The following is a 25,124-nucleotide window of genomic DNA, read 5'->3' on the forward strand; positions in this document are numbered from 1 at the left end:
GCCATGGTCGATAAACCGTCTGATTTATATATTCCGCCAGATGCGCTGGAAATTATTTTAGAAACGTTTGAAGGGCCGCTCGATTTATTGCTGTATTTAATAAAAAAACACAAGCTTGATGTTCTCGAATTGTCTATTTTTAGTATTACAGAGCAATACATGAGTTATGTTGAAATGATGACTGAGTTTCAACTCGAACTTGCGGGCGAGTATTTAGTGATGGCAGCCTTATTGGCGCAAATAAAATCTCGTTTACTGTTGCCCGTACACAAAGAGCTAGAAGAAGAGGAAGATCCTCGTGCAGAGCTTATTAAACGTTTGCAAGAATACGAGCAATTTAAAAAAGCCGCCGAAAACTTAGACGAAATTCCGCGGGTGGGTCGTGATATTTTTGTAGCCCATGCTGCTATGCCGGTGGCTGAAAATATCACTGAGCAGCTTCCTGAAGTGCAACTTAAAGATTTACTTTTTGCCCTGAGCGATATAATGGCGCGCGCTAAAACACTAGAACATCACTTAATTAGCGCCGAAGTACTTTCTACCCGTGAACGCATGAGCCAAATATTGCAGCAGTTATCACATACTCAATCGGCTTTACCATTTAGTGCGCTTTTTACTGTTAATGAAGGGCGAAGCGGTGCAGTGGTGAGCTTTATCGCTATACTTGAGCTGGTAAAAGAAGGGTTAATTACCTGCTTGCAAGTCACATCAGATAGCCTTATTTATGTGAGCCTCAGTAAAAAATCGACTCAATAGTTATTAATAAGCACTCAAAAACAACCTCTTTTAATAACGATTACAATTAACAATAGTTATTAAAAAGCTCCGCATGCAAGTCTTATAATTCTCTACTTATTACCTACTAGTTAATAAAATTGGCTGCGTAAACATACTTCTGTGCGTATATGCACGTAAAGTGTTTGTAAATGTTATTCCTATTTATGCTCTTGCGCGATATTGTAGGTGTAATAACATAAAGGAATAAAGACATGTTTAAAAACTCGCCTGCATCTTACGGGCTTATTGCGATTATTTTACATTGGCTAATGGCATTAACTATCTTTGGTTTATTTGGCCTTGGCTTGTACATGGTAGAACTTACCTACTACGATAGTTGGTATAAAGGCTCATTAGACTTGCATAAAAGCATAGGTTTGACTTTAGCTGCGGTGTTTTTGTTTAGAATTTTATGGCGCTCTTTTTCGACTCAACCTAAGCCACTGGGTACTAACAAAACAATGAACCAAATAGCGCACACTGCCCATATTATTATGTACATTATTTTGGCGGTTATTGTTGTAGCAGGCTATTTAATTTCTACCGCAGATGGGCGAGCTATCGAAGTGTTTACGTTATTCGATGTGCCAGCAATAAACTTTACATTTGACGGACAAGCCGATATTGCTGGGGAAGTGCATTATTACGCAGCCTGCACTTTAATTGGTTTTGCTGTACTGCATGCACTAGGTGCATTAAAACACCATTTTATAGATAAAGATAAAACATTAATTCGAATGATTAAACCAATTAACGCTAAAAATTAATAGCTAACCTGAACTCAGATTAGCTATTAATGTTAACGGGTATTTACCAATAAAAGGATGATTACAATGAAAAAACTACTATTAAGTACCGCGGTATCAGGCGCTATGCTGCTATCGGCAAGTGCTGTAAACGCTGCTGATTATGTGATTGATACACAAGGCGCACACGCGTTTGTAAATTTTAAAATAAAGCATTTAGGCTATAGTTGGTTACATGGTCGCTTTAATACCTTTGACGGTACATTTAGTTATGATGCAAAAACACCAAACGCATCACAGATCACGGTAAACATTGATACCACGAGTTTAGATTCTAACCATGCAGAGCGCGATAAGCACTTACGAGGTAAAGATTTTTTAAATGTTAGTAAATACCCAACGGCAACGTTTAAAAGTACCAGCGTAAAGTTTGATGACGACGATTCTGGTGAAGTGACGGGTGAGTTTACTTTGCATGGCGTTACTAAAACCATTACCTTTGAAATAGATAAAGTAGGCGAAGGTAAAGATCCATGGGGTGGTCATCGTGTAGGTTTTGAAGGCGAAACTAGCCTTAAGTTAGCTGATTATGGCATTGACTACAATTTAGGCCCTGCATCAACTCATGTTGATATTGGTTTATCTATTGAAGGTATTCGTCAGTAATATCTGAAGTAAGCACTTCGATAAAAACGCCACATTATGTGGCGTTTTTTGTTTCTGCTATGCGTGTTTTAAGCTTTATTTTTAAATGCGCAGGTAACCAGCGCATTAATATTTGCGTATAAGCTTGGGTTTGTTTAATTATTTTTAGTTGTTCATTTAACAAAGCAATGTGTTTGGCACCTTGCTGGTTTTTAGTGCAACCTATATAGCCATAACTTAACTCAGGTGACTCTAGAAGGGGTCGCTGTGTTAGGTTTTTATCAAAATTCATAGATTTAGCTAAATAGTAGTGCTCGCTTGGGTAACCTAATAACAAATCAATGCGTTTTAAATTAAGCATATAAGTAAGGCTTGCTAAGCTATCTCGGGTAGGTCTAATAATTAAATTTATATCGGGTGTGGTATTAATAAGTGTGTCTATTTCGTTACCGTAAGAGCGGCTCATAGAAATACCTAAAGTTAACTTATCAGCCGTAATTAAAGAGGCTAACGACACCGCTTTATCAGCAGGTAGCTTAAGTGCTCTACTGAGCTTAATATGCATAGCTACTGCAGGAGAAAGGCCAGTAGTAGAGCTTTCATCAGTAAAGTAAATGCGCTCTTCTCTAAAACTATTTTTATACAGTGACAAAGCACACGTATTGGCTGAGGTATTGGAGAGTTCTTGGATAACTCTGCCCGAAGGAATGAGTATTCTATTAAAAGTAATATTGGGGAGTTGTTTTTCGAGTAAAGAAATAATGCTTTCGTCGCGACCTTGGTGTTTGTTTTCTCCATTTAAAATGTAGTAGGGTGCAAAGTCATGCGTTAACCAGTTAATGGTGTTAGCAATAACTGGTGAGCTGAATAAGCTAAGTATAAAAACAACTAAAAATGCGCGGAGCATTACAAAAATTACCTACTATTATTCTATTAACCTTAAGTGTAGCTAATAAAGTGATAAAAAGTAAAATGCCAGCAACAAGGCTGGCATTTAATTTTGATTATTGCGCTAATAAGTAGGCAAATTATAATCAGTGTAGGTTAGCTGGCTTTTAGCCATTTAACAAATTGACGCGCATCGCTTGCTTTTTGAAACAATGCATTTTTTAAACCTTGTGTATCACTAAAAATTACACGATGTTTGTTTACTGAAATTGACTGCACTGGATGTGCAATTTGGATCATAGACCCGTTATATTTATAAGACATAATAAAACTCACTTTATTCTTGTTATTTATTCTGCGCTATTTTTTATAGCTATATGCAGTTAATAAATTAACGATGTTGTGTTTAGCTTCATTACAGTGTTGACGATCTTTATGACACTTTTGCGATGATAATAAAATCATCTCGGTATTATTTAAGGGGTTCTCGCCGTACAATAACTTAGCTTTTGAATATACGTTTTGCGGGGCTTACTGGATCAGGGTAAATGGTTAACCGCGGTGGTTTATTTAAACCAGAGAGGGAAGGTAACCCAGTTGTATTTTATATGCAAGCTTTTTGTTATATTATTTATGACAGCCACTATCAATAACTTAAAAGGGAAATGATGCAATACCTAGTTATCAGCGATATTTACGGTAAAACACCTTGTTTACAGCAATTAGCTAAGCACTTTAATGCTGAAAACCAAATAGTTGATCCCTATAATGGAGTTCATCAAGCCCTTGAAAATGAAGAGGAATACTATAAGTTATTTATTAAACACTGTGGCCATGACGAATATGCAGCCAAGCTCGAAGAATATTTTAATAAATTAAGCAAACCCACTATTTGTATTGCATTTAGTGCCGGTGCTAGCGCTGCATGGCGGGCACAAGCGAGTACTACAACTACACATCTTAAAAAAGTAATTGCTTTTTATCCTACGCAAATACGTAATTATTTAAATATAGATGCTATTCATCCATGTGAATTCATTTTCCCTGGGTTTGAACCGCACTTTAATGTAGATGAATTAATAACTAATTTATCGGCCAAAAACAATGTGCGCTGTTTAAAAACACTATACCTGCATGGCTTTATGAATCAGCAGTCACAAAATTTTAGTGAATATGGTTACCAATATTTTTATAAAGTTATAAAAACAGCGAATAGCGAAGCGCATTAAAAATGCCCGGCTGCAAATAATAAGTGCGTATAAAAACCACTAAGATTACTTTTACAGTTTTAATTATTATAAGCTGCGCCAATTCAAAAACTCATTTATTAACAGCTATAAAATGGCAAGTTCTGACTATTCATTACTGTAATAGTCGCTATAAAAAGCAACTGCAGACACGCTTAATTTAACATGCTTTAATCGAGGGTAATGTACTTTTGATGGATGTTAGCTTTGCAGTATCAACATATTAATGTGCCCGAACAGGGGCAAAGCATAAAAATAGCAAAAAATGGCCAATGGCAAATTCCGTTGCAACCTATTATTGCTTACATTGATGGTGATGGTGTAGGCCAAGATGTGATGCCTGTAATGCGAAAAGTGGTTGATAGCGCGATAGCGCATTGTTACCAAGCAAAGCGAAAAATTCATTGGATGCAGGTATACAATGGTGAGCAAGCAGCCAAACTATATGATGGTGATTGGTTTCCACAAGAAACAATAAATGCAGTAAGAGAATGTAAAATAGCGATTAAGGGGCCATTAACGACTCCTTTGGGTGGTGGTTTTCGCTCGCTTAACGTTGCACTTAGACAAGAAATGGATTTATTTGTCAATATGCGCACTATAAAAGGCTTTAGTGCATTGCCATCGCCGTTAAAAAATCCTTATTTAACTAATATCACTGTGTTGCGCGATAGCAGTGAGGATGTTTACTCGGGTATAGAGTGGCAAGCTGGTAGTGTTGAAAGCGAAAAAGTACTCGATTTTTTATGCGAAGAAATGGGGGTTACGCGTTTAAGGTTTACCCAAGAATGCGGAATTGGCATTAAAAACATTTCTAAAGAAGGCTCAGAGCGCCTAGTACGTTACGCAATTAATTACGCGCTAAAAAATAACAGCGAATCGCTGACTTTAGTGCACAAAGGTAATGTGCTTAAATTTACTGATGGTGCATTTAAACGCTGGGGCTTTGCACTCGCTAAGCGTGAATACCAAGCCATTGATGATGAAAACGGCCGTTGGTTACATATTCCACGACAAGGGCAGCCACCACTTATAATTAAAGAAGTTATAGCCGATAACATGTTACAGCAGTGTTTAATGCACCCAGAGCAATTTGATGTAGTTGCAACGACTAATCAAAATGGTGACTTTTTAGCAGATATGCTTAGCGCACAAGTAGGTGGAGTAGGCATAATGCCGGCGGCTAATTTAAATAATGAGGTAGCATTTTTTGAACCCACGCACGGTACATTTGCGCGTATTGCTGGGCAAAATAAAGCGAATCCGAGCAGCAGCATTTTAAGTGCGGTATTAATGCTTAAGTTTATGCAGTGGCATGAGGCGGCTAATTTAATAGAAAATGCCTTAGAGCGCACGTTAGCGGCGGGAGAGGTTACGTTTGATTTACTATCTGAGCCTCATAACTCGATGCCCTTAAGTTGTACAGATTTTGCACTTAGGGTCATCGAGCACTTTTAAACAACACCATTATTAGGCTGCAGATACGTTAACAAGGTTTACGCGATGCGTACATGCACGATTAGTTAACTGCGCAGCACGATGATAAATAGCATGTGCATCTTGGTCGGTATTAAATGTGCCGCTAAGCGTATCCATTAACGCAACTACAATAATGGCTGGAACTTGGCAGCAATGCTCATCCAGAACAGCTTCTGTTGTTTGCGAGTCTACATTGCAATAAGGGTGGTTATTATGCTGATAAGCATTAAGCAATGTTTGCACATCTAAAACATCATCCGCATTATGTTTAGTTTTACGACAAGTACAGCCAAATTCATCTACTAAAGTGGCAAGTACCTGATAAATATCATCGCTTGGCATCGCCGCTAGTGGTGCTAACTGCTGCTCAATAAATTGATGAAAATGGCTATTAATAAACAATCCGTCTTGTTGGGTGAAGCTTGATGAAGTTTGCATAATTATTACTCTTAGTTAGTTGGCTTAACTTCACTCTAGCGCTAACTCTAGTATTAATAAAATTGTTGTTTTCAATAACTGATATTGATTATATCAATACTGTTAAATTACGACGAATTTTAGTGTGTTTAGCAAGGCTACATTAAGCCTAATTAGCTTACAGTAGCCACAGTTGTTAATTTTACAAACTAGATACAGAGGCTTAACCACACTGGTATAAGTATCTATTATTAGTAAGTTAACAGATAACACTTAACAATAACCTTGTTACACAGGCAATGGTTTAACCACTAACTAACAATAAAGAGACTGCTATGAAAATTTTTGCTCCTGCTATTATTATCACCACATTAATGCTTTCGGCTTGTGGTAATGAGCCACAAGACAACAGCCACACCGACGTAAAAAACACGGCACAAACAGCGGTAATAGTGCATAACTATCAGTGTGAAAGTGGTAATACAATGGCGGTAACTTACCCCTCTACAGACACTGCAACAGTTGACTATTTAGGTACAGAATACGAAATGAAGATTGCTGTGTCGGCCAGTGGTGCGCGCTATATGAATGACAAGTACGAGTTTTGGACTAAAGCATCAGGTACTGGCTCTGAAGGCACGCTGTTTAGCCATATGCAAGATGGTAGCACGGGTGATGCAATTGAAACATGTACAGCGCTATAAGCCTTATTAATACGCATTAAAGCCTAAGTTTAGGCGAATTTAACGAGTAATTTGCAACACCTACTGTGCAAGTTACTCGTTGTAAATTTTATATACCTTTGCACTAGTATTACTACCTGTCGGCAATTGTTTTTGCAAATTCCAGTAGTTCTCTGCGTAACCATTGGTGCGCCGATGCATGATGCAACAATGGGCTCCAGATCATTTTTACCTCAATAGGTACAATTTGAAAAGGTACTGGGCTGATAACCAAGTTAGTATGCGTAGTTAACAGCTTAGCTTGGCGACGTGGTAATGTAGCAATTAACTTATCTGACTGGCACAGTAAACTGGCAATCATGTAATGGCGTGTAAAAACGCGTATTTTTCGAGTTTGTTCTAATTGCCACAGTGCTTCGTCTACCCATCCTAACTTTTGCTTACCAGATTTATTAGTAACAGCGGGCTCAGGCCCCCAACCTGCACGGTTTACCCAAATATGTTCGCTTTTTAAGTAATCTTCTAGGCTCGACTGTTGTAAAAATTGATTATTGGGGTGCGTTAAACAACAATAGTTATCGCGCCAAACCGTAGCTTGGTGAAACGATCGTGGTAGGCCATTAAAGCGGTTAATTGCTAAATCTATGGTGCCTTTTTCCATATCTTGCAGATTTACATCACTTGGGCTGAGTATATCAAAGTTTATTCCTGGGTTTTTACTCAACTGCTCAGTTATAAAAGGGGCGATTAACGTCGACTCTAAATAATCGTTTGCCATAATTCTAAACGTTACTTTGGCACTTGTCGGATCGAATAGCTCAGTGGGCTGAGTAATTTCTTCAGCCATTTTAAGTAATAACTCTATTTCGGGCTTTAGTGCCAGCGCTTTTGCTGTGGGCGCCATAGAGCCTGAAGCCCGCACCAAAAGCGGGTCGTCAAATAAGTCACGCAGCCGCTTTAACGCATTACTCATAGCAGGTTGGGTAAGTGCGAGTTTATTAGCCGCTTTAGAAACACTTTTTTCGTCTATTAGTACGTTTAGGTACACAAGCAAGTTGAGATCGACATTTCTTATATTCATTTAATCAATCTTATTTATTTACTGTATTAATTATCTAAATTAAAGCCTGCTTGCTAAGGTGTAAACAACTAAAAAATAATAGCCGTAATAAGCCTAGTAAATATGCCAGATACAATAACGAATAAACTGCAAAATAGTACAGTGCAAGATGTGATTGCGACTAAGTTAGCGCGCGCCGTTTTTGCTGGGTTTGAAGCTATGTTTGCCACCTTTTTAAATATAACCTTAGGCGCACAAAGCCGCTTTGAACAGCGACAATATCACGAGGTACAAAGTGCTATGCGCGAGCGTTTACAAGTGTATGAGCGCCAAGTTAAAAGTGTAAGTGAAGCGGTAAAGGTTATTGCCTACGCGGAGTTAAGTTGTCCACAGACCTGGCAATTAGCTAAAAATATTTATGGCAACATGGTAAAAAATCATGAAAACGAGCCAATAGCGCATACTTTTTTTAATTCTACCTTTGGTGCTATTTGGGACGATAAAAAAATACGTACTGTGCATTTATTTGTATTAAAAGCTAAATATCGTACTCAACCTCGACCATACGACAGCTTAGTTAAACGTATTTCATTGCAGCATGGCTTTAATAGCGCAATAAAAACGCTGATCACTAATCAGGTTTTTAGAGTGCCATTTAGTAATTTAAACCAAGATGTTGCCACCCTGCAGGCTACTTTAACGCAAGGTGCTAAGCAACAATGTCGACAAGTTTATGAGTTAATAAACTTAAACGACGGCTATATAGAATATGCATATTCACATTTTTATAGAAACAAAGCCTGTTACTTAATAGGCCGATGCATTGCTAAAAATGGCGATAATATGCCCTTTGCTATTGCCATTTTAAATACCCCCAAGGGGCTTAAAATTGATGCGGTAATGATGGGCGCCGACCAACTAAGTTTACTATTTGGATTTGCGCGCACGTATTTTATGGTCGATACCGACCAACCAGCGCGTTATGTAGATTACTTAAGTGTACTTATGCCGCATAAACAGCGCTTTGAGCTATTTAATGCGATTGGCTTTATAAAACATGCCAAAACAGAGTTTTATCGTTATAAAGTAGATACCACTAAAAATAGCCCCGCGAGCTTTAAGTATGTGGCTGCGCCAGGTACACCGGGTATGGTAATGCTAGTGTTTACTATTGCTGGCTCAGACCATGTTTATAAAGTAATTAAAGATAAATTTAGCGCACCAAAAACCGCCACTAAAGCGCAAGTAAAAGAAAAATACAACTTTGTAAAACAAGCCGATAGAGTAGGGCGACTGGTAGATACGCATGAGTTTAGGTATTTAGCGTTTGATTTGAGCCGCTTTAGCGAGCAGTTGCTGCAACAAATGAAAGAGCACATTGGGTCCAGTTTAATTATTTCGGGCAAGGCGCTTATTTTAAAACATGTTTATGTTGAGCGAAAAATGACCCCGCTTAATTTATATATAAATGATTGCGACAGCAAAGCACTTGCACAAGTGATGCTAGATTACGGCAGAGCAATTAAAGACTTAGCCGGTGCTAATATTTTCCCTGGGGATATGCTGATGAAAAACTTTGGTGTTACGCGCTGGGGGCGGGTAGTATTTTATGATTATGACGAAATTTGCCCACTTACCGATTGCAACTTTAGAGAAGTGCCGCAAACGCAAAATGCGCTAGAAGAGCTAAGTTCAGACTCGTATTTTGATATAGAGCCAAATGATATTTTTCCGAGTCAATTTAAAGTGTTTTTTAGTGCTAATGAATTGGCATTTAATGCTTTTAATAGTCATCACAGCGATTTATTTAACGCCCAGTTTTGGCAAACGTGCCAACAACAGGTACAACAAGGCTATTTACCCGACGTGTATCCATATAAACAAAGTTGGCGCTTTAAATAAGGTGTTTTGATCCCCATATATAAATTACATTAATTTAGTTATGCAACGTTTAGTAATAGCGTTTAGTTATATAAAGCTTAGGAGTGGCAATGAAATACATTTCTCATGAAGATGGCATACTTGCATTTAGTGAAACCAATAAACCGGTTTTAAAGAGCCATGAAGTACTGGTAAAAGTAGCCGCCATTGGTGTAAATCGCGCCGATTGTATGCAACGCCAAGGTAAGTATCCGGCGCCAAAAGATGACAGCCAAATATTAGGATTAGAGTGCGCAGGCATCGTTTGCGATATTGGTGGTAAAGTTGATAAAATTTGGCTTAATAAACGCGTTTTTGCTTTATGTGCTGGTGGTGCTTACAGTGAATATGTTGCGGTTGATGCCAAACAGCTAATGGAGTTACCAGATGGCGTGTCTATGAGAGAGGGCGCTGCAATAAGTGAAGTATATTTAACAGCATTTGGTGCTTTGTTTGAATTAGGTAAATTACAAGCTGGGCAAACGGCGTTAATTCATGCAGGTGCAAGCGGTGTGGGTGGTGCTGCAATTCAAATGGCTAAAAGCGCAGGGGCAACTGTGGTTATAACCGCAGGTTCAGATGAAAAATGTGCACATGCCAAAGCACTGGGCGCCGATCATGCTATAAACTATAAAACCACTGATTTTGTAGAATATATGAAGGCTAATAACCTAACGGCTAACACAATTGTAGATCCTGTTTCGGGTAGTTATTTAAACAAAAATGCGGCTGTTGCGGCTATGGATTGCCAAATTGTAATGCTGGCATTTTTAGATGGTCGTTTTGCTGAAGTTGATTTTGCCCGTTTACTGCAAAAACGTATCTCGTTTCATGCATCAACACTTAGAAACCGTAGTATAGAGTTTAAACGCGCATTAAGAGATGATTTTGTAGCGCGTTTTTATAGCGATATTGCAAGTAAAAGCTACGATTTTAATTTATATAAAGTGCTACCTTGGAGCCAAGCAAGCGAGGCTCATGCTATTTTAGAGCGCAATGAAAACGCCGGTAAAGTAGTGTTAAGTGTAGAATAAACCAGTAGTGTAATGTATAGGCATTGTTTATGTCTCTGGTAGTCAATATAATTTAGTTATAACACACATAATAAGGTTAATAATGAATCCAATTATCGCCACTTTAAAAGATCATAATGTTAGCGACGAGCAAATAGCCGAGCTATTTGAAGCATTAACGCAAAACCCAATGATGGCAATGGCCATGGTGCAACAACTTGGTATACCACCTGAAAAACTACAGCAACTAATGGCAGTAGTGATGACTCAACCGCACTTAATTAAAGAAGCGACAGACGAGTTAGGTTTAGACTTTTCGAAAGTACAAGCCGCAAAAGATAAGTTAAATCAGTAATCCCTCCGCACTTTTAACCAAGGTATAACCTTATACCTTGGTACTTTAGCCCACCTTAAACATGTTTTGTTACATTAGCAATTGAACTGCTATTGATTTTTAGCGTCTTAGTTTTAGTCGATAAAATGGTGGGAATATTGTATGAAAACACTGATTAAATTTTGGAAAAATAACCGTTCATTAATCATATTTATAGCGTTAATGAGCGTATTTAGAAGTGCAGTTGCCGATTGGTACGAAGTACCTACAGGCTCTATGCGGCCCACCATTGAAGTAGGCGACAGAGTTTTAACAAATAAAATGGCTTACGATTTACGCTTACCCTTTACGCATATACCACTAATGAAGTTAGGCGACCCACAAGCAGGTGATATCATAGTATTTGATTCAAAAAAAGCTGATAACCGCTTAATAAAGCGGGTAATAGGCGTACCTGGCGATACTGTGTCGCTTGAGCATAACGAGCTTATTATTAATGGTAAAAAGCTTAACTATGCTCGTTTGCACAGTAATTTAGGTTCACTTGATAAAATTGAAAACTTAAACGGTCATAAACACTCAATAAGAGTAGCCAATAGAGCGTCGCGATTAGCAGGGTTTGATAAAATCACAATCCCGAATAATTACTATTTAGCCATGGGGGATAACCGCGATAACAGTGCCGATTCTCGCGTAATAGGCTTGATCCCGCGTAGCGAAATGTTAGGTAAAGCAGAGCGAGTAATTGTATCGCTTGATTACGATAACTATTATTTACCGCGAACTGATCGATTATTAAAAGCGCTTGAATAAGCGTGTTTGTATTTTAGCAGCTAAATAAAAACCCGGGTTATACCCATTGAGTTGTATTGCATAAAGTAATAAAACGAATGTAAATTGATGGTAATTATAGTAGCTTGATATTCCTGTTATTTTTTAACACCTGTTCAGCAGAGTCAATAATATGAGCTTAAAGACTAAAAAATCGCCTATATTACTGTTCGATGGCGTATGCAATTTATGCACAGGCTCGGTACGCTTCGTGATTGAGCATGATCCATATAAAAAATTTCGCTTTGCGTCATTGCAGTCAACTGTAGCAAAAAACTTACTTAAGCAGCAGGGAAGTGAAGCTACAAGTAAGCTGGGTTCTGTGGTGCTTATTGACGATAGTGGCATTTGGTTTAAGTCAACAGCGGCACTTCGTACTGCAGGGCAGTTATCGGGTTTATGGCCGTTGTTGCAAGTGTTACTCATAATACCTCGGCCATTACGAGATTGGGGTTATGATTTTATTGGTGCTAGACGTTATAAGTGGTTTGGGCGTACAAATGCTTGTTGGTTGCCAGCAGAGGACATAAGTGATCGCTTTTTAGATTAAATTTATAAATAGACTTTTAACTTTAATACGCAAATGCTAAGGGGAATTAATCATGATAGTAAGAATATTTGATAAGCTAACCTTTGCTGTTGCGTTAATTATAGCGTTGCAAGTACCGCAACTTACGGATCATTATCAGCAACATTTAGCGGGCTTGTATCAGGCAACAAAATGGCAAGTTGATGGTTATAAAGCCACCGCCCAAATGCATGCATTTCCCAGTGTTAAAGCAATGATTGATAGACACTTACGCAATAGCGAGCCAAGTGTTAAAACTGATGCACAACAAAAGCTGTTAACCCTTGATTTATTTGCAGATTTAGAAGGTGGAATGACTATATTTAAACAGGGTAACTTTTTTGAAAAACTAATTTATATGTTTACTCCCACCCGTTTCGATATATTAAAAAATACTATTGATAACTTTAAATTAGGCATACCGCTTACTTTTACCGGTATTGCGTTTGGGCTAGTATTTGGTTTTTTATTAAATCAATTAATTATGCTACCTTTTACAATTTACTCAGTTAAAAAAAGGGCAAGTAAAGTTAACACTATCGAGAAACCAGCCCAATAATAGTATAATCATTTAAATCACCTATATAACTAGGCTCACATATTATGAGAACTGATAGCATTTATGCGATATTTATCGGCAATTTCCCTTTGTTTATTTATGGTTATAAGCATGCTTTTTGGCTGCGCTAGTTATCCTAAGGTTCAAGCCGAACCTAGCTCTGCATTTAGCAAAACGCAAAATACTAGCTTAGCTAAAGGCATAGCATTAGAGGCGAGTAAACACCCTGCGAGCTCAGGGTTCTATCTACTTGGTGATGGCCTTGATGCATTTGCAACTAGGCTGTTATTAATAGAAAAAGCCGAAATGTCTATTGATGTGCAGTATTACTTATTTCATAACGATACTACGGCCAAAATATTCACTCATTACTTACTTCGTGCAGCCGATAGAGGCGTGCGGGTACGCATGTTACTAGATGACTTTGGCCACGAAAGCCAAGACGCTTTATTTAGTGCCTTGGTGCAACACCCTAATGTGTCAGTACGGTTATTTAATCCGTTTTCAAATCGCACTTTACCTTATGTTGATTTTTTAACTAATTTTAAACAGATCAATAGGCGCATGCATAACAAGTCGTTTATTGTTGATAATCAGGCGGCTATTATTGGTGGCCGTAATATTGGAGATACTTATTTTTCTGCCAATATTTACACTAACTTTTCTGATTTAGATGTACTTGGCGTGGGGGAATTTGCCCCGCGTGTGGCCACTGCATTTGATTTATATTGGAATCATTCACTCTCGGTAGCGATTAAATATATAGCGCCTGCATCGAGTGCAGCTAAACTAGAACAAGTACGAAAACAACTCGCTAAAATATATACTAGTGAGCAAAGTAAAGCCTATCTACGGCGTTTAGAGTCACTGGATATTATTGATAATTTGCTACGCGGACAGCTAGCACTTTACTGGGCAAACTCTGAATTAGTATACGATCATCCTGATAAAATAATGAATGTGAGTGATGATAATACCGGTTATATGGCCCCAGCATTAAGTAATTTACTTAATGATGCACATAGTGAAGCATTAATTGTTTCACCTTATTTTATTCCCGGTGATGCAGGCGTTGCAAGCTTAAAACGTTGGATTAATACCGGTGCTAATGTGACCATTTTAACCAATTCGCTCTCGGCCAACGACGTACCCGTTGTGCACGCCGGCTATGCAAACTATCGTGAGTCACTTATAGAGGCGGGCGTTAAATTATGGGAGTTACGCGCTACAGTAAAACCTAAGTCTAAGCCTAAAATTAAATCTAAAGATAAAGCAAAACATAAAAAAATCACCGATTTAGCTGGTTCATCAAAAGCGAGCTTACATGCTAAAACAATGATTTTTGATCGTAATACGCTTTTTGTTGGCTCAATGAACTTAGACCCACGTTCAATTAATTTAAATACCGAAATAGGTGTTGTAATTTACAGTGACAAAATGGCAAGCACAGCAGCAGATATATTTTTAGAAGAGTTACCTCGCCATGCATGGCGATTAGATGTCACTAAAACTGAGAATTGGTGGGGTTTTAATCACGACTTACTGTGGTTAGATGAATCAATTACACCCACTAAAGTGGTAAGTAAAAACTCTGAGCCAGAGGCCAGCACCTGGGTACGTTTTCAGGCTTGGTTATTTGGCTACCTGCCTGTAGAACACTTACTTTAATATGTGTTAAATAAGGCGGTAACCCCAATATTAATACTTAATCAGCACTCAGGGTAAGAGGTTTAACAGTTTGAATAATAATAGTATTTAAGGGTGCTTTTTTACAACAAAAGCGCCTCGTATATCGCCCAAATTAAAACCAGTCGCTTTATCGCTTGGATAAAGCTCAGTTAATTTGTTTTTTACTTCAGGCTTTAATTCACTACCATGGCAGGCTAAGCAAGCCTGCCCAGTAGGAATTGCTTTGACTAAATACCAAGCATCGGCTTTTTGTTCTTGATGTTCAATATTTGCTATAGGTTCGCCATTTTCTTTACGCTGCTCAAAATCGATCAGTATTGAATTTAACCACTCGTTAGCTTGGTTATTAGGATTGCGCACTTTTAATGATGTACGACTAATTTCCCACTCTTTAGCACTGTGTTGTAGTGCAATAGCTGGCGCACTGATATTACATACTTCAATTGCTGCAACAGGCCCGCTCGCTTTCATGGTACTTACTAAAACATTTTTTAAATCAGTTGAAAATGCTTTAACAGTGCTGCGAGCAAAGTATGCATCGTCGCTATTAGCTAATACGCTTGATGAAACAACCAAGCTGGTAAATAATAAAATAGAGCGCATAATACACCTTTGTACATTAGAGGATTCTAATGTACAGCTGAGCAATAATTTATTCAAGCTTTTCTATCGCTAATTATCCGGATATCTGGTTAATTTAAGTACTGTATAAATTATAGCTGCAAAGAGCTTAGCTAAATGATGATAAACCCAAAATATAAATTACATAAAAGGTAGCTAATAATGACAACTAAAAATGATGACAGTGCTAAATATGCATTATCGCAGCAAAGTAAACCGCTTGATGATCCGCTAGAAGCAATTAAAAGCATGCGTTTAGAGCAGTTGGCCGTATGTAAGCTAAAAGCAGAAAAAGAGATGCAAACTATGAAAGCAGAATCTACCCCTGACAAAAATAAACAATAACGTAAAGCAACTTAGTGGATTTGTTTTATGAATAAACACATTACGCTTTCGTTTTTAGCTTGGTTAGCGGCTCTTTTTGTGGGAGCTGCAGGTATATATGGTTTATGGCCTTCACCACAGAGTAAAGTGCTTTTAGCTATTGAAATAATAACCTTAATTATTTTGTTATTTAATAGCGCCAGTATTACCTGCTGGGTCACGGCAAGATCATTATAAATTGAACTTATAGAGCAAGTAGTGATCAGATCAAGGCATAATAATTACTTGGTCGCATAAATATGAGCACTACTTTTCTGAAACATTTTAATTCAATTACAGATCCTCGCATTGAACGTTGTAAAAAGCATGAACTTATCGATATTCTTCTCCTTGCTATTAGCGCTGTACTCTCTGGTGCAGAAGGATGGGAAGATATTGAAGACTTTGGGCACCTAAAGCTTGATTGGTTAAAAAAATACGGTACGTTCAACGCAGGAATTCCAAAACATGACACGATTGCTCGCGTCATGTGTCGGTTAAAAGCAAATGAAATAGAAAGGGCATTTCAATCTTGGATATCATCACTGATTGAAACTACAGGTGCAGATATCATCGCTATCGATGGCAAAACCGCACGGCGTTCATTTACCACAAAAGACAGAAAAAGTGCCTTACACACGGTCAGTGCATGGAGTTGCCAACACCAGTTAGTGCTTGGGCAGACGGCTGTTGATAATAAAACAAATGAAATCACCGCAATACCAGAATTACTCACCCTGCTCGATATTGAAAACAGTATCATTACGTTAGATGCGATGGGATGCCAACAAGAAATAGCAAAACAAATCATCCAACAAAAAGCAGATTATATTCTTGCACTTAAAGGTAATCATTCAGGCATGCAAAAGGAACTAGAAGCGTGGTGGCACAAGTGCGAGCGTGAAAGGTTAACTAAGCATAATTGTGATGAACATACCGAAATAAGCTCAGGACATGGGCGTGTTGAAACACGTACATGCCAGCAGTTACTTATAGATAAAAGCTGGCTAGGCAAGGATTATCGTTGGCCTGGCTTAACGAGTATTATTAAGGTCAGGGCTGAAGTTCATGATAAGTCGGCAGGGTCGGATACCACTGAAACACGCTGGTATATAAGTTCATTAGACTTAAATGCAGCGCAAGTACTCAATGCGGTACGCAGTCACTGGCAGGTTGAAAGCATGCATTGGATGCTTGATATGAACTTCAGAGAAGATGAATCGAGAATACGCAAACTTCAAGGGCCATTAATGTTTAATGTAATGCGAAAGATAGCCATGGCGCTTTTTAAACAAGATGCATCTAAGTCAGCAAGTATGGCGAGGAAAAAGAAAATGGCAGGGCTAGACGATGATTACCGCTCAACCCTGCTAGAGTCTGGGATTAAAATGCGCTAGCCGTGCCTGCTGGGTATATAAACACACTAAAAACAAACAACAACGTTATATTGCCTTATTATGTATAGCCTCCTTAGTGCTATGCATTTGTGGAGACGTGGTAAATTTTAATTTAAATAATCAATATTACCGTTATAACGAGGTAATTAAGCACGACTATTTAGCTGACTCTGTATGGTTTTTTGTACCCGGATACAGCTTACTCTTTATTGCTGTGTTGTTGGCGAGCCGTAGTTTAGTTATGTATCCATTATATTATGTGGCTGCTTATTTAGGGGGCACGCTATTAATATCGCTGCTTTGTTTTTATTTTATGCATATTCCAGAGGCAGGTTATTATGTACTGCTATTAACCGGGCTTCATAGTTTTGTTATAACCAGTGTGGGATTAATGAGTTTAGTGCTGCTTAATACATATTGCGGGTTAAACGCACCTTTGGGAGTATGGCTGGTTAGTTTAGGGTTAGTATTAGCGGCAATTGCCGATGCATTAATTGGTTTATATTGGATTTATGGGAACAGCGGTGAAGGGTACTTTCCACAAATTAGGTATATAAATTGGATAATTTATATTAGCTCGCAATGCTTAGTTATTCATTTAGCTAAAATAAATATAACCTACAAGCTGGGTTAATAAAAAAGCCGCTAATAAATTCAGCGGCTTTTTACATTAACAAAAATATTAACGCAAATATAAATTTATAAGCAAAGCTTACATTACACGCATGCCAGGCTCTGAGCCGTCGTCTGGGTTAAGAATGTAAATCTCTTTACCGCCAGGCCCTGCAGCTAATACCATGCCTTCTGACATACCAAAACGCATTTTTCGTGGTTTAAGGTTAGCAACCATAACAGTAAGCTTACCTTCAATATCCTCTGGAGCGTAAGCCGATTTGATACCCGCAAACACTTGGCGCGTTTCGCCGCCTAAATCAAGTGTTAGCTTAAGTAGTTTATCGGCGCCTTCTACGTGCTCAGCTTTAGCAATTTTTGCTACGCGTAAGTCTACTTTTGCAAAGTCGTCAAATTCAATTTCATCACAAATTGGCTCTTTAGCCAGTGGGCTATTAGGGTCAATGGTCACTTTTGATTCTAAGCTTTCTTTTGACTCCTCAACCATTTTATTTACTTTGTCCATTTCTACACGTTGCATTAACGGTTTAAATTTATTGATTGGGTGGCTTACTAATGCATTTTGCACGCCGTCCCATGCAAGGTCGTCATTTAAGAATGCTTCTACGTTATCGGCCATTTCAGGCAGTACAGGCTTTAAGTAGGTAATTAACACGCGGAATAAGTTAAGCCCTAATGAGCAAACTTCGTGCGCTTCTTGTTGTTTAGTTTCGTCTTTAATGAGTACCCAAGGTGCTGCGGCATCTATAAATTGGTTTGCTTTGTCGGCAAGCGCCATTATTTCACGAATTGCACGGCTAAACTCACGGTTTTCGTAATGGGCTGTAATGCTTGGTGCAGCTGCTTGAAATTCTTTAAGCAACTGGGGTTGCATAACGGTTGCGCTTAGCTTGCCATCAAACTTTTTAGTAATAAAGCCTGCACAACGGCTTGCTATATTTACTACTTTACCTACTAGGTCTGAGTTTACGCGTTGCGCAAAGTCCTCTAGGTTTAAATCAAGATCAACAATGCCGCCGCTTAATTTTGCCGCGTAATAGTAACGTAAATATTCTGGGTTTAAATTATCTAAATAAGTACGTGCTTTAATAAACGTGCCTTTCGATTTAGACATTTTTTCGCCATTTACGGTAACAAAACCGTGGGCAAATACGTTAGTTGGCTTTCTAAAGTTAGCGCCTTCTAACATTGCTGGCCAAAATAAACTATGAAAATAAATAATGTCTTTACCAATAAAGTGGTAAAGCTCAGCGTCTGAATCTGCAGCCCAAAAAGCATCAAAGTCGATACCTTTTTTATCACACAGGTTTTTAAAGCTGGCCATATAACCAATAGGCGCATCTAACCAAACGTAGAAGTATTTACCTGGTGCGTTTGGTATTTCAAAACCAAAGTAAGGCGCATCACGGCTAATATCCCACTGTTGCAGGCCATCAGTAAACCATTCATCAAGCTTGTTAGCCATTTCTTGCTGAATAGTACCCGAGTGTAACCACTCTTTTAACATGCCTTCAAATGCTGGCAGATCAAAAAAGTAATGCTCAGAGTCTTTTAAAATAGGCTCAGCACCAGACATAACCGAGCGCGGGTTAATTAAATCTGTAGGACTATATGTTGCACCACATGAGTCGCAGTTGTCGCCATTTTGATTTTCAGACTTACAGGTTGGGCACGTACCGGTTACAAAGCGATCGGGTAAAAATATGCCTTTTTCTGGGTCGAATAACTGCGAAATAGTGTGCCTTTTAATATGCCCTGCATCGTTTAGGCGATTATAAATAAGCTCACTCAGCTCTTTGTTTTCTTGGCTGTGGGTACTGTGATAATTATCAAACTTAATATTAAAGTCGGCAAAGTCGCGTTGACGCTCAATACTTACTTTTTCTACCGCTTCTTCAGGCGTGATCCCTTGCTTTTGCGCGTTAAGCATAATAGGCGTGCCATGGGCATCGTCGGCGCAAACATAATAGGCTTCGTGGCCTTGTAGTTTTTGAAAACGTGACCAAATATCAGTTTGAATATATTCCAATAAATGACCTAAGTGAGTAGGGCCATTTGCATAAGGTAATGCGCTGGTAATCAGGATCTTTCGCTGTGCCATAATCATTCCGAATTGACGGTTCCTATTAAGGAACGGATGAAAATCATTAATTTATTTACAAGCTGAGCGCTAACAACGCAACAGCTTGTGGATTTGTATTAATTGACTGGTGTTAATGCCCTGAATGTTACATAATTCCGAGGCACTTTTCATCAAAGAAACGTTATTTAATTACTATGTTTGGACTGTCGAAACTATTCTCTTCTAAATCGGTGCAAAAACAACCGATCTTTGCTGCTTTAGCCGCGTATCGTAGTGCCGCTTTTGCTGTGGGTATTGATGAAAGCTTCATTAAGAATATCACCCAAAACGACGATAAATCGCTCACTATTACTTTAATTTTGCCATTTGCTGCACAGTCAGAAATGCCAATGGTGGCAGAGCATGTTACTAACGCTCTCAAGGTGGCAGTAACTGTGTCGGCCACGGTAGAGCTTAAAGAGCCTGCAAAATTTAAAACAATTAAACATATTGTGCTTATTGCTTCAGGTAAAGGCGGGGTGGGTAAATCGACTACTGCTGTTAATTTAGCAGGCGCGCTGCACAGCGAAGGCGCAAAAGTTGGTATTTTAGATGCCGACATTTATGGCCCGTCAATCCCTATGCTTTTAGGCTTGGTAGGCGCAGAGCCCATCACTAAAGATAACAAACAGTTACAGCCTTTTGATGCAAACGGTATTAAAGCACAATCAATCGGCTTTTTAGTACCCAGCGATGACGCCACTGTATGGCGCGGGCCTATGGCATCGGGGGCGCTTAGCCAGCTACTAAATGAAACTGATTGGGGCGAGCTTGACTACCTTATTGTTGATATGCCACCAGGTACGGGTGACATTCAACTTACTATGAGCCAAAAAGTACCGGCAAGTGGCACAGTAATTGTTACCACACCCCAAGATTTAGCCTTAGCCGATGCGCAAAAAGGCATCGCCATGTTTAATAAAGTAAACGTGCCAGTGCTGGGCTTAATTGAAAATATGAGCCATTACATTTGCAGCCACTGCGGCGAGGCAAACCACGTATTTGGTAAAGATGGCGCACAAAAACTAGCACACAAGCACGGCGTTCCTGTGCTATCACATATTCCGCTTGCAATAGATATTCGAGAATACTCTGAGCAGGGCAAACTTATTGCTTGCGATAACACTGCAGCAATAAGCAAAACTTACAGCGCAGCAGCGCGGCTTATAGCCAGCACGCTTTACTATCAACAGCATCACAACTCGGTAGAGATTGTGATTACGGATGATTAATACACCATGAGACTTTCAGATACACATATTAAAGAATACCTAAACGATGGCCGTATTGTTATTGAGCCTGCACCTACAGATGAGATGATTTCGGGTGTTACTGCCGACTTACGCTTAGGTAATAAATTTAGAACTTTTCATGCACATACAGCAGCATATGTAGATTTAAGTGGCCCTAAAGATCAGCTCAATAAAGCCATGGAGTCAATCATGAGCGACGAAATTGTGCTAGATGAAGGCGAAGCATTTTTTTTACACCCAGGCGAGCTTGCACTGGCTATTACCTATGAAAAAGTAACACTGCCAGCAGACATTGTAGGCTGGCTAGATGGACGTTCATCGCTGGCACGATTAGGTTTAATGGTGCATGTAACCGCGCATCGAATTGATCCCGGTTGGAGTGGTAATATTGTTTTAGAGTTTTATAACTCAGGTAAACTCCCTTTAGCACTAAGACCTATGATGAAAATTGGTGCTATGAGTTTTGAAACACTTACAGGCCCTTGTGCTAATCCTTACAATACGCGTAAAGATGCTAAGTACAAAGATCAAAACAGTGCCGTAGCAAGTCGTATTAGCGATGACAGGTAATGATTAAATAAAGCACTTTACTCATCTAACTTATGAAGCGCATAACCCAGTAATTCAAAATATTGGTTAAGCGCTTTATTTGCAGCGTTAATGTGCTCATCATCTGGGTATATTAAATCACTACTTTTTAGCCCACTGACTAAAAAGCTATTTTTTATATGCGGGTGGCTGGCTATACAGGCTTCAAAGCAACGCGCTGCTAGCTCCTCGGGCATACTCATGTAATTCATATTTTTTGCTTTATCGTATTCAATGCACGTTTGTACAAATCGGTTTGCAGTAATGCCCTGTGCATCTAAAAACACGTTTTTGTAAAAGTCATTAAGCGTATTATTGAGCGGATGCGATAAATTAGGCGTGTTTGATAACCACAGTTTAGACGCAAAACCAAAGCGTGGTTTTGCTGCAAATAAATGCTCACTTATATGATGATCAAAAGCATGAAACCATTCATGGGCGAGCGCACCACCGCCGGCATTTTTTGCAAGTGTAAGCGTTTGGCTAGCTGCATTATAATGCGCTTGTACATGCTTTTGTCCGCCAGCACCAAACGCAAAATTGAGTTTACCGCGCAGGCCAATTGCTTTAGGTGGTAAGTGCAGTATTTGTGCTAAGTCGGCAAGCGCATCATAAATTAAATTTGCACTAATGTAGCGCTCTTCTTTGTTTACCCATTTACCTACCACCATAGATCTAAAACCGAAAGTGTCTCTTATATCGCAAAAATCAACTTGATCGTCAAAACGATAATCGGGACCTTGACGGCTAAAGCCGCGTTTTAATCTATTTTGATAGTTACGCATCGCTAATATCATTTATAAAAACTAATCATAAATTATAAGTAACGTGCTTTTACGTGAGCAGGCATGTGATGGGTTTGTTTTTGTATTAATTCATCAAGTAAATTATAAAGTGGGGCAGGGTTTAACTGTTCAATAAGCTGTAAGCTATGTGCAACGGCCTCAAGCGTTGACAAGCTATCTGCGCGGGGAGCTTTACGTATTGTGTAACGATTTTTAGGTAAATTAGCAAAGCTTACAGTTTGAAACCGTTGCAGTAGCGAGCTTAGCTGTAAAATTTTATAGGCTTTTTTCCATGTACCATCAATAACAATTAAATGCGTAATAGGTAGTAGTGTGTTTAGCGCGTCGTTATTATCTAAATTTATAGCCTGCTCATTAGGGTAAAGTAAAACGGTTGAGCTGACAGGTAGGGCACGAAGCTGCGCAAAGTCGTTATTACTTTCGCCTTTGATTATTTGGCAATCAGCTAGGCATAAATTTAATAGTTTAGCCGTGTTTTTTGTTACTTTTTCTTCACTAGGGTGCTGTAAAATAATTACTTTTACTTTATTGTTAATAGAGGTTACAGCACTGCAAATACAAGTATTAAGTGCGAACAAACAAAAATTACACAGTGAGCGAGCCATTTAAACTACTTTTGGTGAAGGTACATTATGAGTAATTATACATTTATAAGGTAATTAAGTTGGATTTTTTTACGCTTAGCTATAGAGTGTTATAGATTAAGGTTAATTAAGTATAGATTGTTTTTAAGGGTTAAAATATGACAGAAGTAAGTATTAACGAAGCAGCATTAGAGAGTATGGAATCGTTATTAGGTGAGCAATTTGCAGCTACTCTCGACTTTTGTTGTGTGGAATTTGAGCGCTTAGGCTCAGAAGTGTTGGCCACAATTGGGCAAGATAAAGAAGCGTCGGTGCGCCACGCTCATAGTTTAAAGTCGAATGCGGCTCAATTTGGTGCCGATAGCTTGGCCGCGGTAGCGGGTGAAATTGAACAAAGTTTAAATAACGATAACTTAGCTCAAGCCACTGCTGCATCAGCGCAGTTAATGACGCAAGTGACGCAATCTCAAACGCTATTAAATAACTGGTTGGCATCACGTTAAGCAGATAAGTAAAGGCGTAGGTTTAGGCATTAAACATGAATTTATTTCAGTATTAAGTTACTAAATTGACTAGTGTTTTACGTCTTTACTAAGTTATTCTAAGGGTTATTCGTGCCCTTTAGAGGTAGTAATGTCAGAAATTAAAATGAGTCATAAATTAGACGGTGTCTGTTATGACATTCGCGGCCCTGTTTTAGTCCAAGCTAAAAAAATGGAAGACGAAGGCCAAAAAGTTTTAAAGCTAAACATTGGTAATCCGGCTGCGTTTGGCTTTGATATGCCAGAAGATATGCACCGCGATATTATTCGCAATTTATATTCAGCCCAAGGTTATTGTGATTCTAAAGGGCTTTATTCGGCGCGGGTGGCTATTTATCAGCATTATCAACAACGCGGTTTATATAATTTAGATGTAGATAACATTTATATTGGCAATGGCGTTAGCGAACTGATTCAAATGGTTACGCAGGCATTGTTAAATAATGACGATGAAGTGCTGATCCCCGCTCCCGATTACCCTCTGTGGACCGCTGCAGTAAAGCTCTCTGGTGGCAATCCGGTGCATTATTTATGTGATGAAGAGCAAGATTGGTTTCCGGATATTGCTGATATAAAAAGTAAAATCACCTCTAAAACCAAAGCATTAGTATTGATCAATCCAAATAACCCGACAGGGGCTGTGTATAGCGATGATTTACTGCAGCAGTTAATTGACATAGCGCGTGAGCACAAGTTACTACTGTTAAGTGATGAAATTTACGAAAAGATTTTATACGACGGCATTACGCATAGCTCAATTGGTGCACTGTGCGACGATGTGCCTATTATTACCTTTAACGGTTTAGCAAAAACGTACCGTGCTGCTGGCCTAAGAATGGGCTGGATGGTGTTAAGTGGGCGTACGTCGGTTATGAGTGACTTACGCAAAGGCCTAGAAATTTTATCATCTATGCGTTTGTGCGCTAACGTACCTGCTCAATATGCCATTCAACAAGCATTGGGCGGAGTACAATCAATCGACAACCTAATTAATCCAGGCGGGCGTTTGTATGTACAGCGTGATATAGCGTGGCGCGGGCTCAATGCAATAGAGGGTATTAGCTGCGTAAAACCAAAAGGTGCCTTATATGCTTTTGCTAAAGTAGATACCGCGCGCTTTAATATTAAAAGCGATGAGCAAATGATGTTTGATTTACTCAAAGCCGAAAAAATATTACTGGTGCATGGGCGTGCATTTAACTGGCCTGAGCCTGATCATTTTAGATTGGTGTTTTTACCCAACAAAGATGATTTAACGGATGCGATGACTAAAATGCAGCGCTTTTTTAAAGATTACCGACAAGGCTAACTTTTAAAACACACAAAAAACGAGCCAATTTAGGCTCGTTTTTACTTATG

The 25,124-nt window shown here is 38.9% G+C and carries 29 protein-coding genes; 21 read left to right on the plus strand and 8 right to left on the minus strand.

Going from position 1 to position 25,124, the window contains the following annotated elements; translation table 11 throughout:
* The first annotated feature begins 3 nt into the window (after positions 1 to 3).
* The 3 genes from PNIG_RS07480 to PNIG_RS07490 all read left to right on the plus strand — a co-directional run bounded on the left by PNIG_RS07480 (position 4) and on the right by PNIG_RS07490 (position 2,189).
* On the plus strand, positions 4 to 756 hold the full coding sequence (locus PNIG_RS07480) for a segregation and condensation protein A (RefSeq protein ID WP_089368950.1): 753 nt from the start codon (positions 4 to 6) through the stop codon (positions 754 to 756).
* A 233-nt stretch (positions 757 to 989) separates the two neighbouring features.
* A complete protein-coding gene (locus PNIG_RS07485; RefSeq protein ID WP_089368173.1) occupies positions 990 to 1,544 on the plus strand; it encodes a cytochrome b in 555 nt (184 codons plus the stop codon).
* Between the two features lie 66 nt (positions 1,545 to 1,610).
* Positions 1,611 to 2,189: a YceI family protein gene (locus PNIG_RS07490; RefSeq protein ID WP_011327980.1), complete on the plus strand. Its 579-nt coding sequence runs from the start codon at positions 1,611 to 1,613 to the stop codon at positions 2,187 to 2,189.
* A 34-nt stretch (positions 2,190 to 2,223) separates the two neighbouring features.
* Here the strand turns inward: PNIG_RS07490 and PNIG_RS07495 are convergent, their stop codons facing one another.
* Both PNIG_RS07495 and PNIG_RS20030 read right to left on the minus strand, forming a co-directional pair.
* On the minus strand, positions 2,224 to 3,075 hold the full coding sequence (locus PNIG_RS07495) for a transporter substrate-binding domain-containing protein (RefSeq protein ID WP_089368174.1): 852 nt from the start codon (positions 3,073 to 3,075) through the stop codon (positions 2,224 to 2,226).
* Positions 3,076 to 3,212: 137 nt separating this feature from the next.
* Positions 3,213 to 3,380, minus strand: a complete 168-nt coding sequence (locus PNIG_RS20030) for a hypothetical protein (RefSeq protein ID WP_007375427.1) — start codon at positions 3,378 to 3,380, stop codon at positions 3,213 to 3,215.
* Positions 3,381 to 3,721: 341 nt separating this feature from the next.
* On the opposite strand from PNIG_RS20030, the gene PNIG_RS07500 reads away from it, so the two are divergent.
* Both PNIG_RS07500 and icd read left to right on the plus strand, forming a co-directional pair.
* Complete coding sequence (locus tag PNIG_RS07500; RefSeq protein ID WP_231613459.1) at positions 3,722 to 4,285, plus strand: hypothetical protein; 564 nt, start codon at positions 3,722 to 3,724, stop codon at positions 4,283 to 4,285.
* Positions 4,286 to 4,510: 225 nt separating this feature from the next.
* The gene (icd, locus tag PNIG_RS07505) at positions 4,511 to 5,761 is read left to right on the plus strand and encodes an NADP-dependent isocitrate dehydrogenase (RefSeq protein WP_041454683.1); all 1,251 of its coding nucleotides are present in this window, start codon (positions 4,511 to 4,513) and stop codon (positions 5,759 to 5,761) included.
* 12 nt (positions 5,762 to 5,773) lie between these two features.
* Here the strand turns inward: icd and PNIG_RS07510 are convergent, their stop codons facing one another.
* The gene (locus PNIG_RS07510; RefSeq protein ID WP_086995586.1) at positions 5,774 to 6,220 is read right to left on the minus strand and encodes a hypothetical protein; all 447 of its coding nucleotides are present in this window, start codon (positions 6,218 to 6,220) and stop codon (positions 5,774 to 5,776) included.
* Between the two features lie 314 nt (positions 6,221 to 6,534).
* On the opposite strand from PNIG_RS07510, the gene PNIG_RS07515 reads away from it, so the two are divergent.
* Positions 6,535 to 6,903 (plus strand): MliC family protein, encoded by a 369-nt coding sequence (locus PNIG_RS07515; protein ID WP_011327986.1) that lies wholly within the window; start codon positions 6,535 to 6,537, stop codon positions 6,901 to 6,903.
* Between the two features lie 112 nt (positions 6,904 to 7,015).
* On the opposite strand, the gene PNIG_RS07520 is transcribed toward PNIG_RS07515, so the two are convergent.
* Positions 7,016 to 7,963: a LysR family transcriptional regulator gene (locus PNIG_RS07520; RefSeq protein WP_011327987.1), complete on the minus strand. Its 948-nt coding sequence runs from the start codon at positions 7,961 to 7,963 to the stop codon at positions 7,016 to 7,018.
* A gap of 102 nt (positions 7,964 to 8,065) precedes the next feature.
* On the opposite strand from PNIG_RS07520, the gene aceK reads away from it, so the two are divergent.
* The 7 genes from aceK (at position 8,066) to PNIG_RS07555 (ending at position 14,835) form a co-directional block, all read left to right on the plus strand.
* Positions 8,066 to 9,844, plus strand: coding sequence for a bifunctional isocitrate dehydrogenase kinase/phosphatase (aceK, locus tag PNIG_RS07525; protein ID WP_011327988.1), 1,779 nt, complete (start codon positions 8,066 to 8,068; stop codon positions 9,842 to 9,844).
* An 89-nt stretch (positions 9,845 to 9,933) separates the two neighbouring features.
* Positions 9,934 to 10,896, plus strand: coding sequence for a zinc-binding dehydrogenase (locus tag PNIG_RS07530; RefSeq protein ID WP_089368175.1), 963 nt, complete (start codon positions 9,934 to 9,936; stop codon positions 10,894 to 10,896).
* Positions 10,897 to 10,978: 82 nt separating this feature from the next.
* Positions 10,979 to 11,230: a DUF2999 domain-containing protein gene (locus tag PNIG_RS07535; protein ID WP_011327990.1), complete on the plus strand. Its 252-nt coding sequence runs from the start codon at positions 10,979 to 10,981 to the stop codon at positions 11,228 to 11,230.
* A 141-nt stretch (positions 11,231 to 11,371) separates the two neighbouring features.
* The gene (lepB, locus tag PNIG_RS07540; RefSeq protein WP_089368176.1) at positions 11,372 to 12,022 is read left to right on the plus strand and encodes a signal peptidase I; all 651 of its coding nucleotides are present in this window, start codon (positions 11,372 to 11,374) and stop codon (positions 12,020 to 12,022) included.
* Positions 12,023 to 12,173: 151 nt separating this feature from the next.
* Positions 12,174 to 12,590: a thiol-disulfide oxidoreductase DCC family protein gene (locus PNIG_RS07545; protein WP_089368177.1), complete on the plus strand. Its 417-nt coding sequence runs from the start codon at positions 12,174 to 12,176 to the stop codon at positions 12,588 to 12,590.
* A 52-nt stretch (positions 12,591 to 12,642) separates the two neighbouring features.
* On the plus strand, positions 12,643 to 13,167 hold the full coding sequence (locus tag PNIG_RS07550) for a DUF2937 family protein (RefSeq protein ID WP_089368178.1): 525 nt from the start codon (positions 12,643 to 12,645) through the stop codon (positions 13,165 to 13,167).
* Positions 13,168 to 13,278: 111 nt separating this feature from the next.
* Positions 13,279 to 14,835, plus strand: coding sequence for a phospholipase D family protein (locus PNIG_RS07555; protein ID WP_167376932.1), 1,557 nt, complete (start codon positions 13,279 to 13,281; stop codon positions 14,833 to 14,835).
* An 87-nt stretch (positions 14,836 to 14,922) separates the two neighbouring features.
* On the opposite strand, the gene PNIG_RS07560 is transcribed toward PNIG_RS07555, so the two are convergent.
* Entirely contained in the window at positions 14,923 to 15,459 is a 537-nt protein-coding gene (locus tag PNIG_RS07560) for a Tll0287-like domain-containing protein (RefSeq protein WP_089368180.1), read from the minus strand.
* A 180-nt stretch (positions 15,460 to 15,639) separates the two neighbouring features.
* Between PNIG_RS07560 and PNIG_RS07565 the strand changes: the two genes are divergently transcribed.
* The 4 genes from PNIG_RS07565 to PNIG_RS07580 all read left to right on the plus strand — a co-directional run bounded on the left by PNIG_RS07565 (position 15,640) and on the right by PNIG_RS07580 (position 17,871).
* Positions 15,640 to 15,822: a hypothetical protein gene (locus PNIG_RS07565; protein ID WP_011327996.1), complete on the plus strand. Its 183-nt coding sequence runs from the start codon at positions 15,640 to 15,642 to the stop codon at positions 15,820 to 15,822.
* A 27-nt stretch (positions 15,823 to 15,849) separates the two neighbouring features.
* The gene (locus PNIG_RS07570) at positions 15,850 to 16,038 is read left to right on the plus strand and encodes a hypothetical protein (RefSeq protein WP_089368181.1); all 189 of its coding nucleotides are present in this window, start codon (positions 15,850 to 15,852) and stop codon (positions 16,036 to 16,038) included.
* Between the two features lie 62 nt (positions 16,039 to 16,100).
* Positions 16,101 to 17,237: an ISAs1 family transposase gene (locus PNIG_RS07575; RefSeq protein WP_089368182.1), complete on the plus strand. Its 1,137-nt coding sequence runs from the start codon at positions 16,101 to 16,103 to the stop codon at positions 17,235 to 17,237.
* 97 nt (positions 17,238 to 17,334) lie between these two features.
* Positions 17,335 to 17,871 (plus strand): hypothetical protein, encoded by a 537-nt coding sequence (locus PNIG_RS07580; protein WP_244181067.1) that lies wholly within the window; start codon positions 17,335 to 17,337, stop codon positions 17,869 to 17,871.
* A gap of 78 nt (positions 17,872 to 17,949) precedes the next feature.
* Here the strand turns inward: PNIG_RS07580 and metG are convergent, their stop codons facing one another.
* A complete protein-coding gene (metG, locus tag PNIG_RS07585) occupies positions 17,950 to 19,971 on the minus strand; it encodes a methionine--tRNA ligase (RefSeq protein ID WP_011327998.1) in 2,022 nt (673 codons plus the stop codon).
* Between the two features lie 176 nt (positions 19,972 to 20,147).
* Between metG and apbC the strand changes: the two genes are divergently transcribed.
* On the plus strand, positions 20,148 to 21,224 hold the full coding sequence (gene apbC / locus PNIG_RS07590; protein WP_089368183.1) for an iron-sulfur cluster carrier protein ApbC: 1,077 nt from the start codon (positions 20,148 to 20,150) through the stop codon (positions 21,222 to 21,224).
* 6 nt (positions 21,225 to 21,230) lie between these two features.
* Complete coding sequence (gene dcd, locus PNIG_RS07595; RefSeq protein WP_011328000.1) at positions 21,231 to 21,815, plus strand: dCTP deaminase; 585 nt, start codon at positions 21,231 to 21,233, stop codon at positions 21,813 to 21,815.
* A gap of 17 nt (positions 21,816 to 21,832) precedes the next feature.
* Here the strand turns inward: dcd and PNIG_RS07600 are convergent, their stop codons facing one another.
* On the minus strand, positions 21,833 to 22,618 hold the full coding sequence (locus PNIG_RS07600) for a CLCA_X family protein (protein ID WP_089368951.1): 786 nt from the start codon (positions 22,616 to 22,618) through the stop codon (positions 21,833 to 21,835).
* A 32-nt stretch (positions 22,619 to 22,650) separates the two neighbouring features.
* A complete protein-coding gene (locus tag PNIG_RS07605; protein WP_089368184.1) occupies positions 22,651 to 23,244 on the minus strand; it encodes a tRNA-uridine aminocarboxypropyltransferase in 594 nt (197 codons plus the stop codon).
* Between the two features lie 137 nt (positions 23,245 to 23,381).
* Between PNIG_RS07605 and PNIG_RS07610 the strand changes: the two genes are divergently transcribed.
* Positions 23,382 to 23,726, plus strand: a complete 345-nt coding sequence (locus tag PNIG_RS07610; protein ID WP_058373251.1) for an Hpt domain-containing protein — start codon at positions 23,382 to 23,384, stop codon at positions 23,724 to 23,726.
* Between the two features lie 130 nt (positions 23,727 to 23,856).
* Positions 23,857 to 25,074, plus strand: a complete 1,218-nt coding sequence (locus tag PNIG_RS07615; RefSeq protein WP_089368185.1) for a pyridoxal phosphate-dependent aminotransferase — start codon at positions 23,857 to 23,859, stop codon at positions 25,072 to 25,074.
* Positions 25,075 to 25,124: the final 50 nt, after the last annotated feature.

This window comes from Pseudoalteromonas nigrifaciens (assembly GCF_002221505.1).
Classification (GTDB): domain Bacteria; phylum Pseudomonadota; class Gammaproteobacteria; order Enterobacterales; family Alteromonadaceae; genus Pseudoalteromonas; species Pseudoalteromonas nigrifaciens.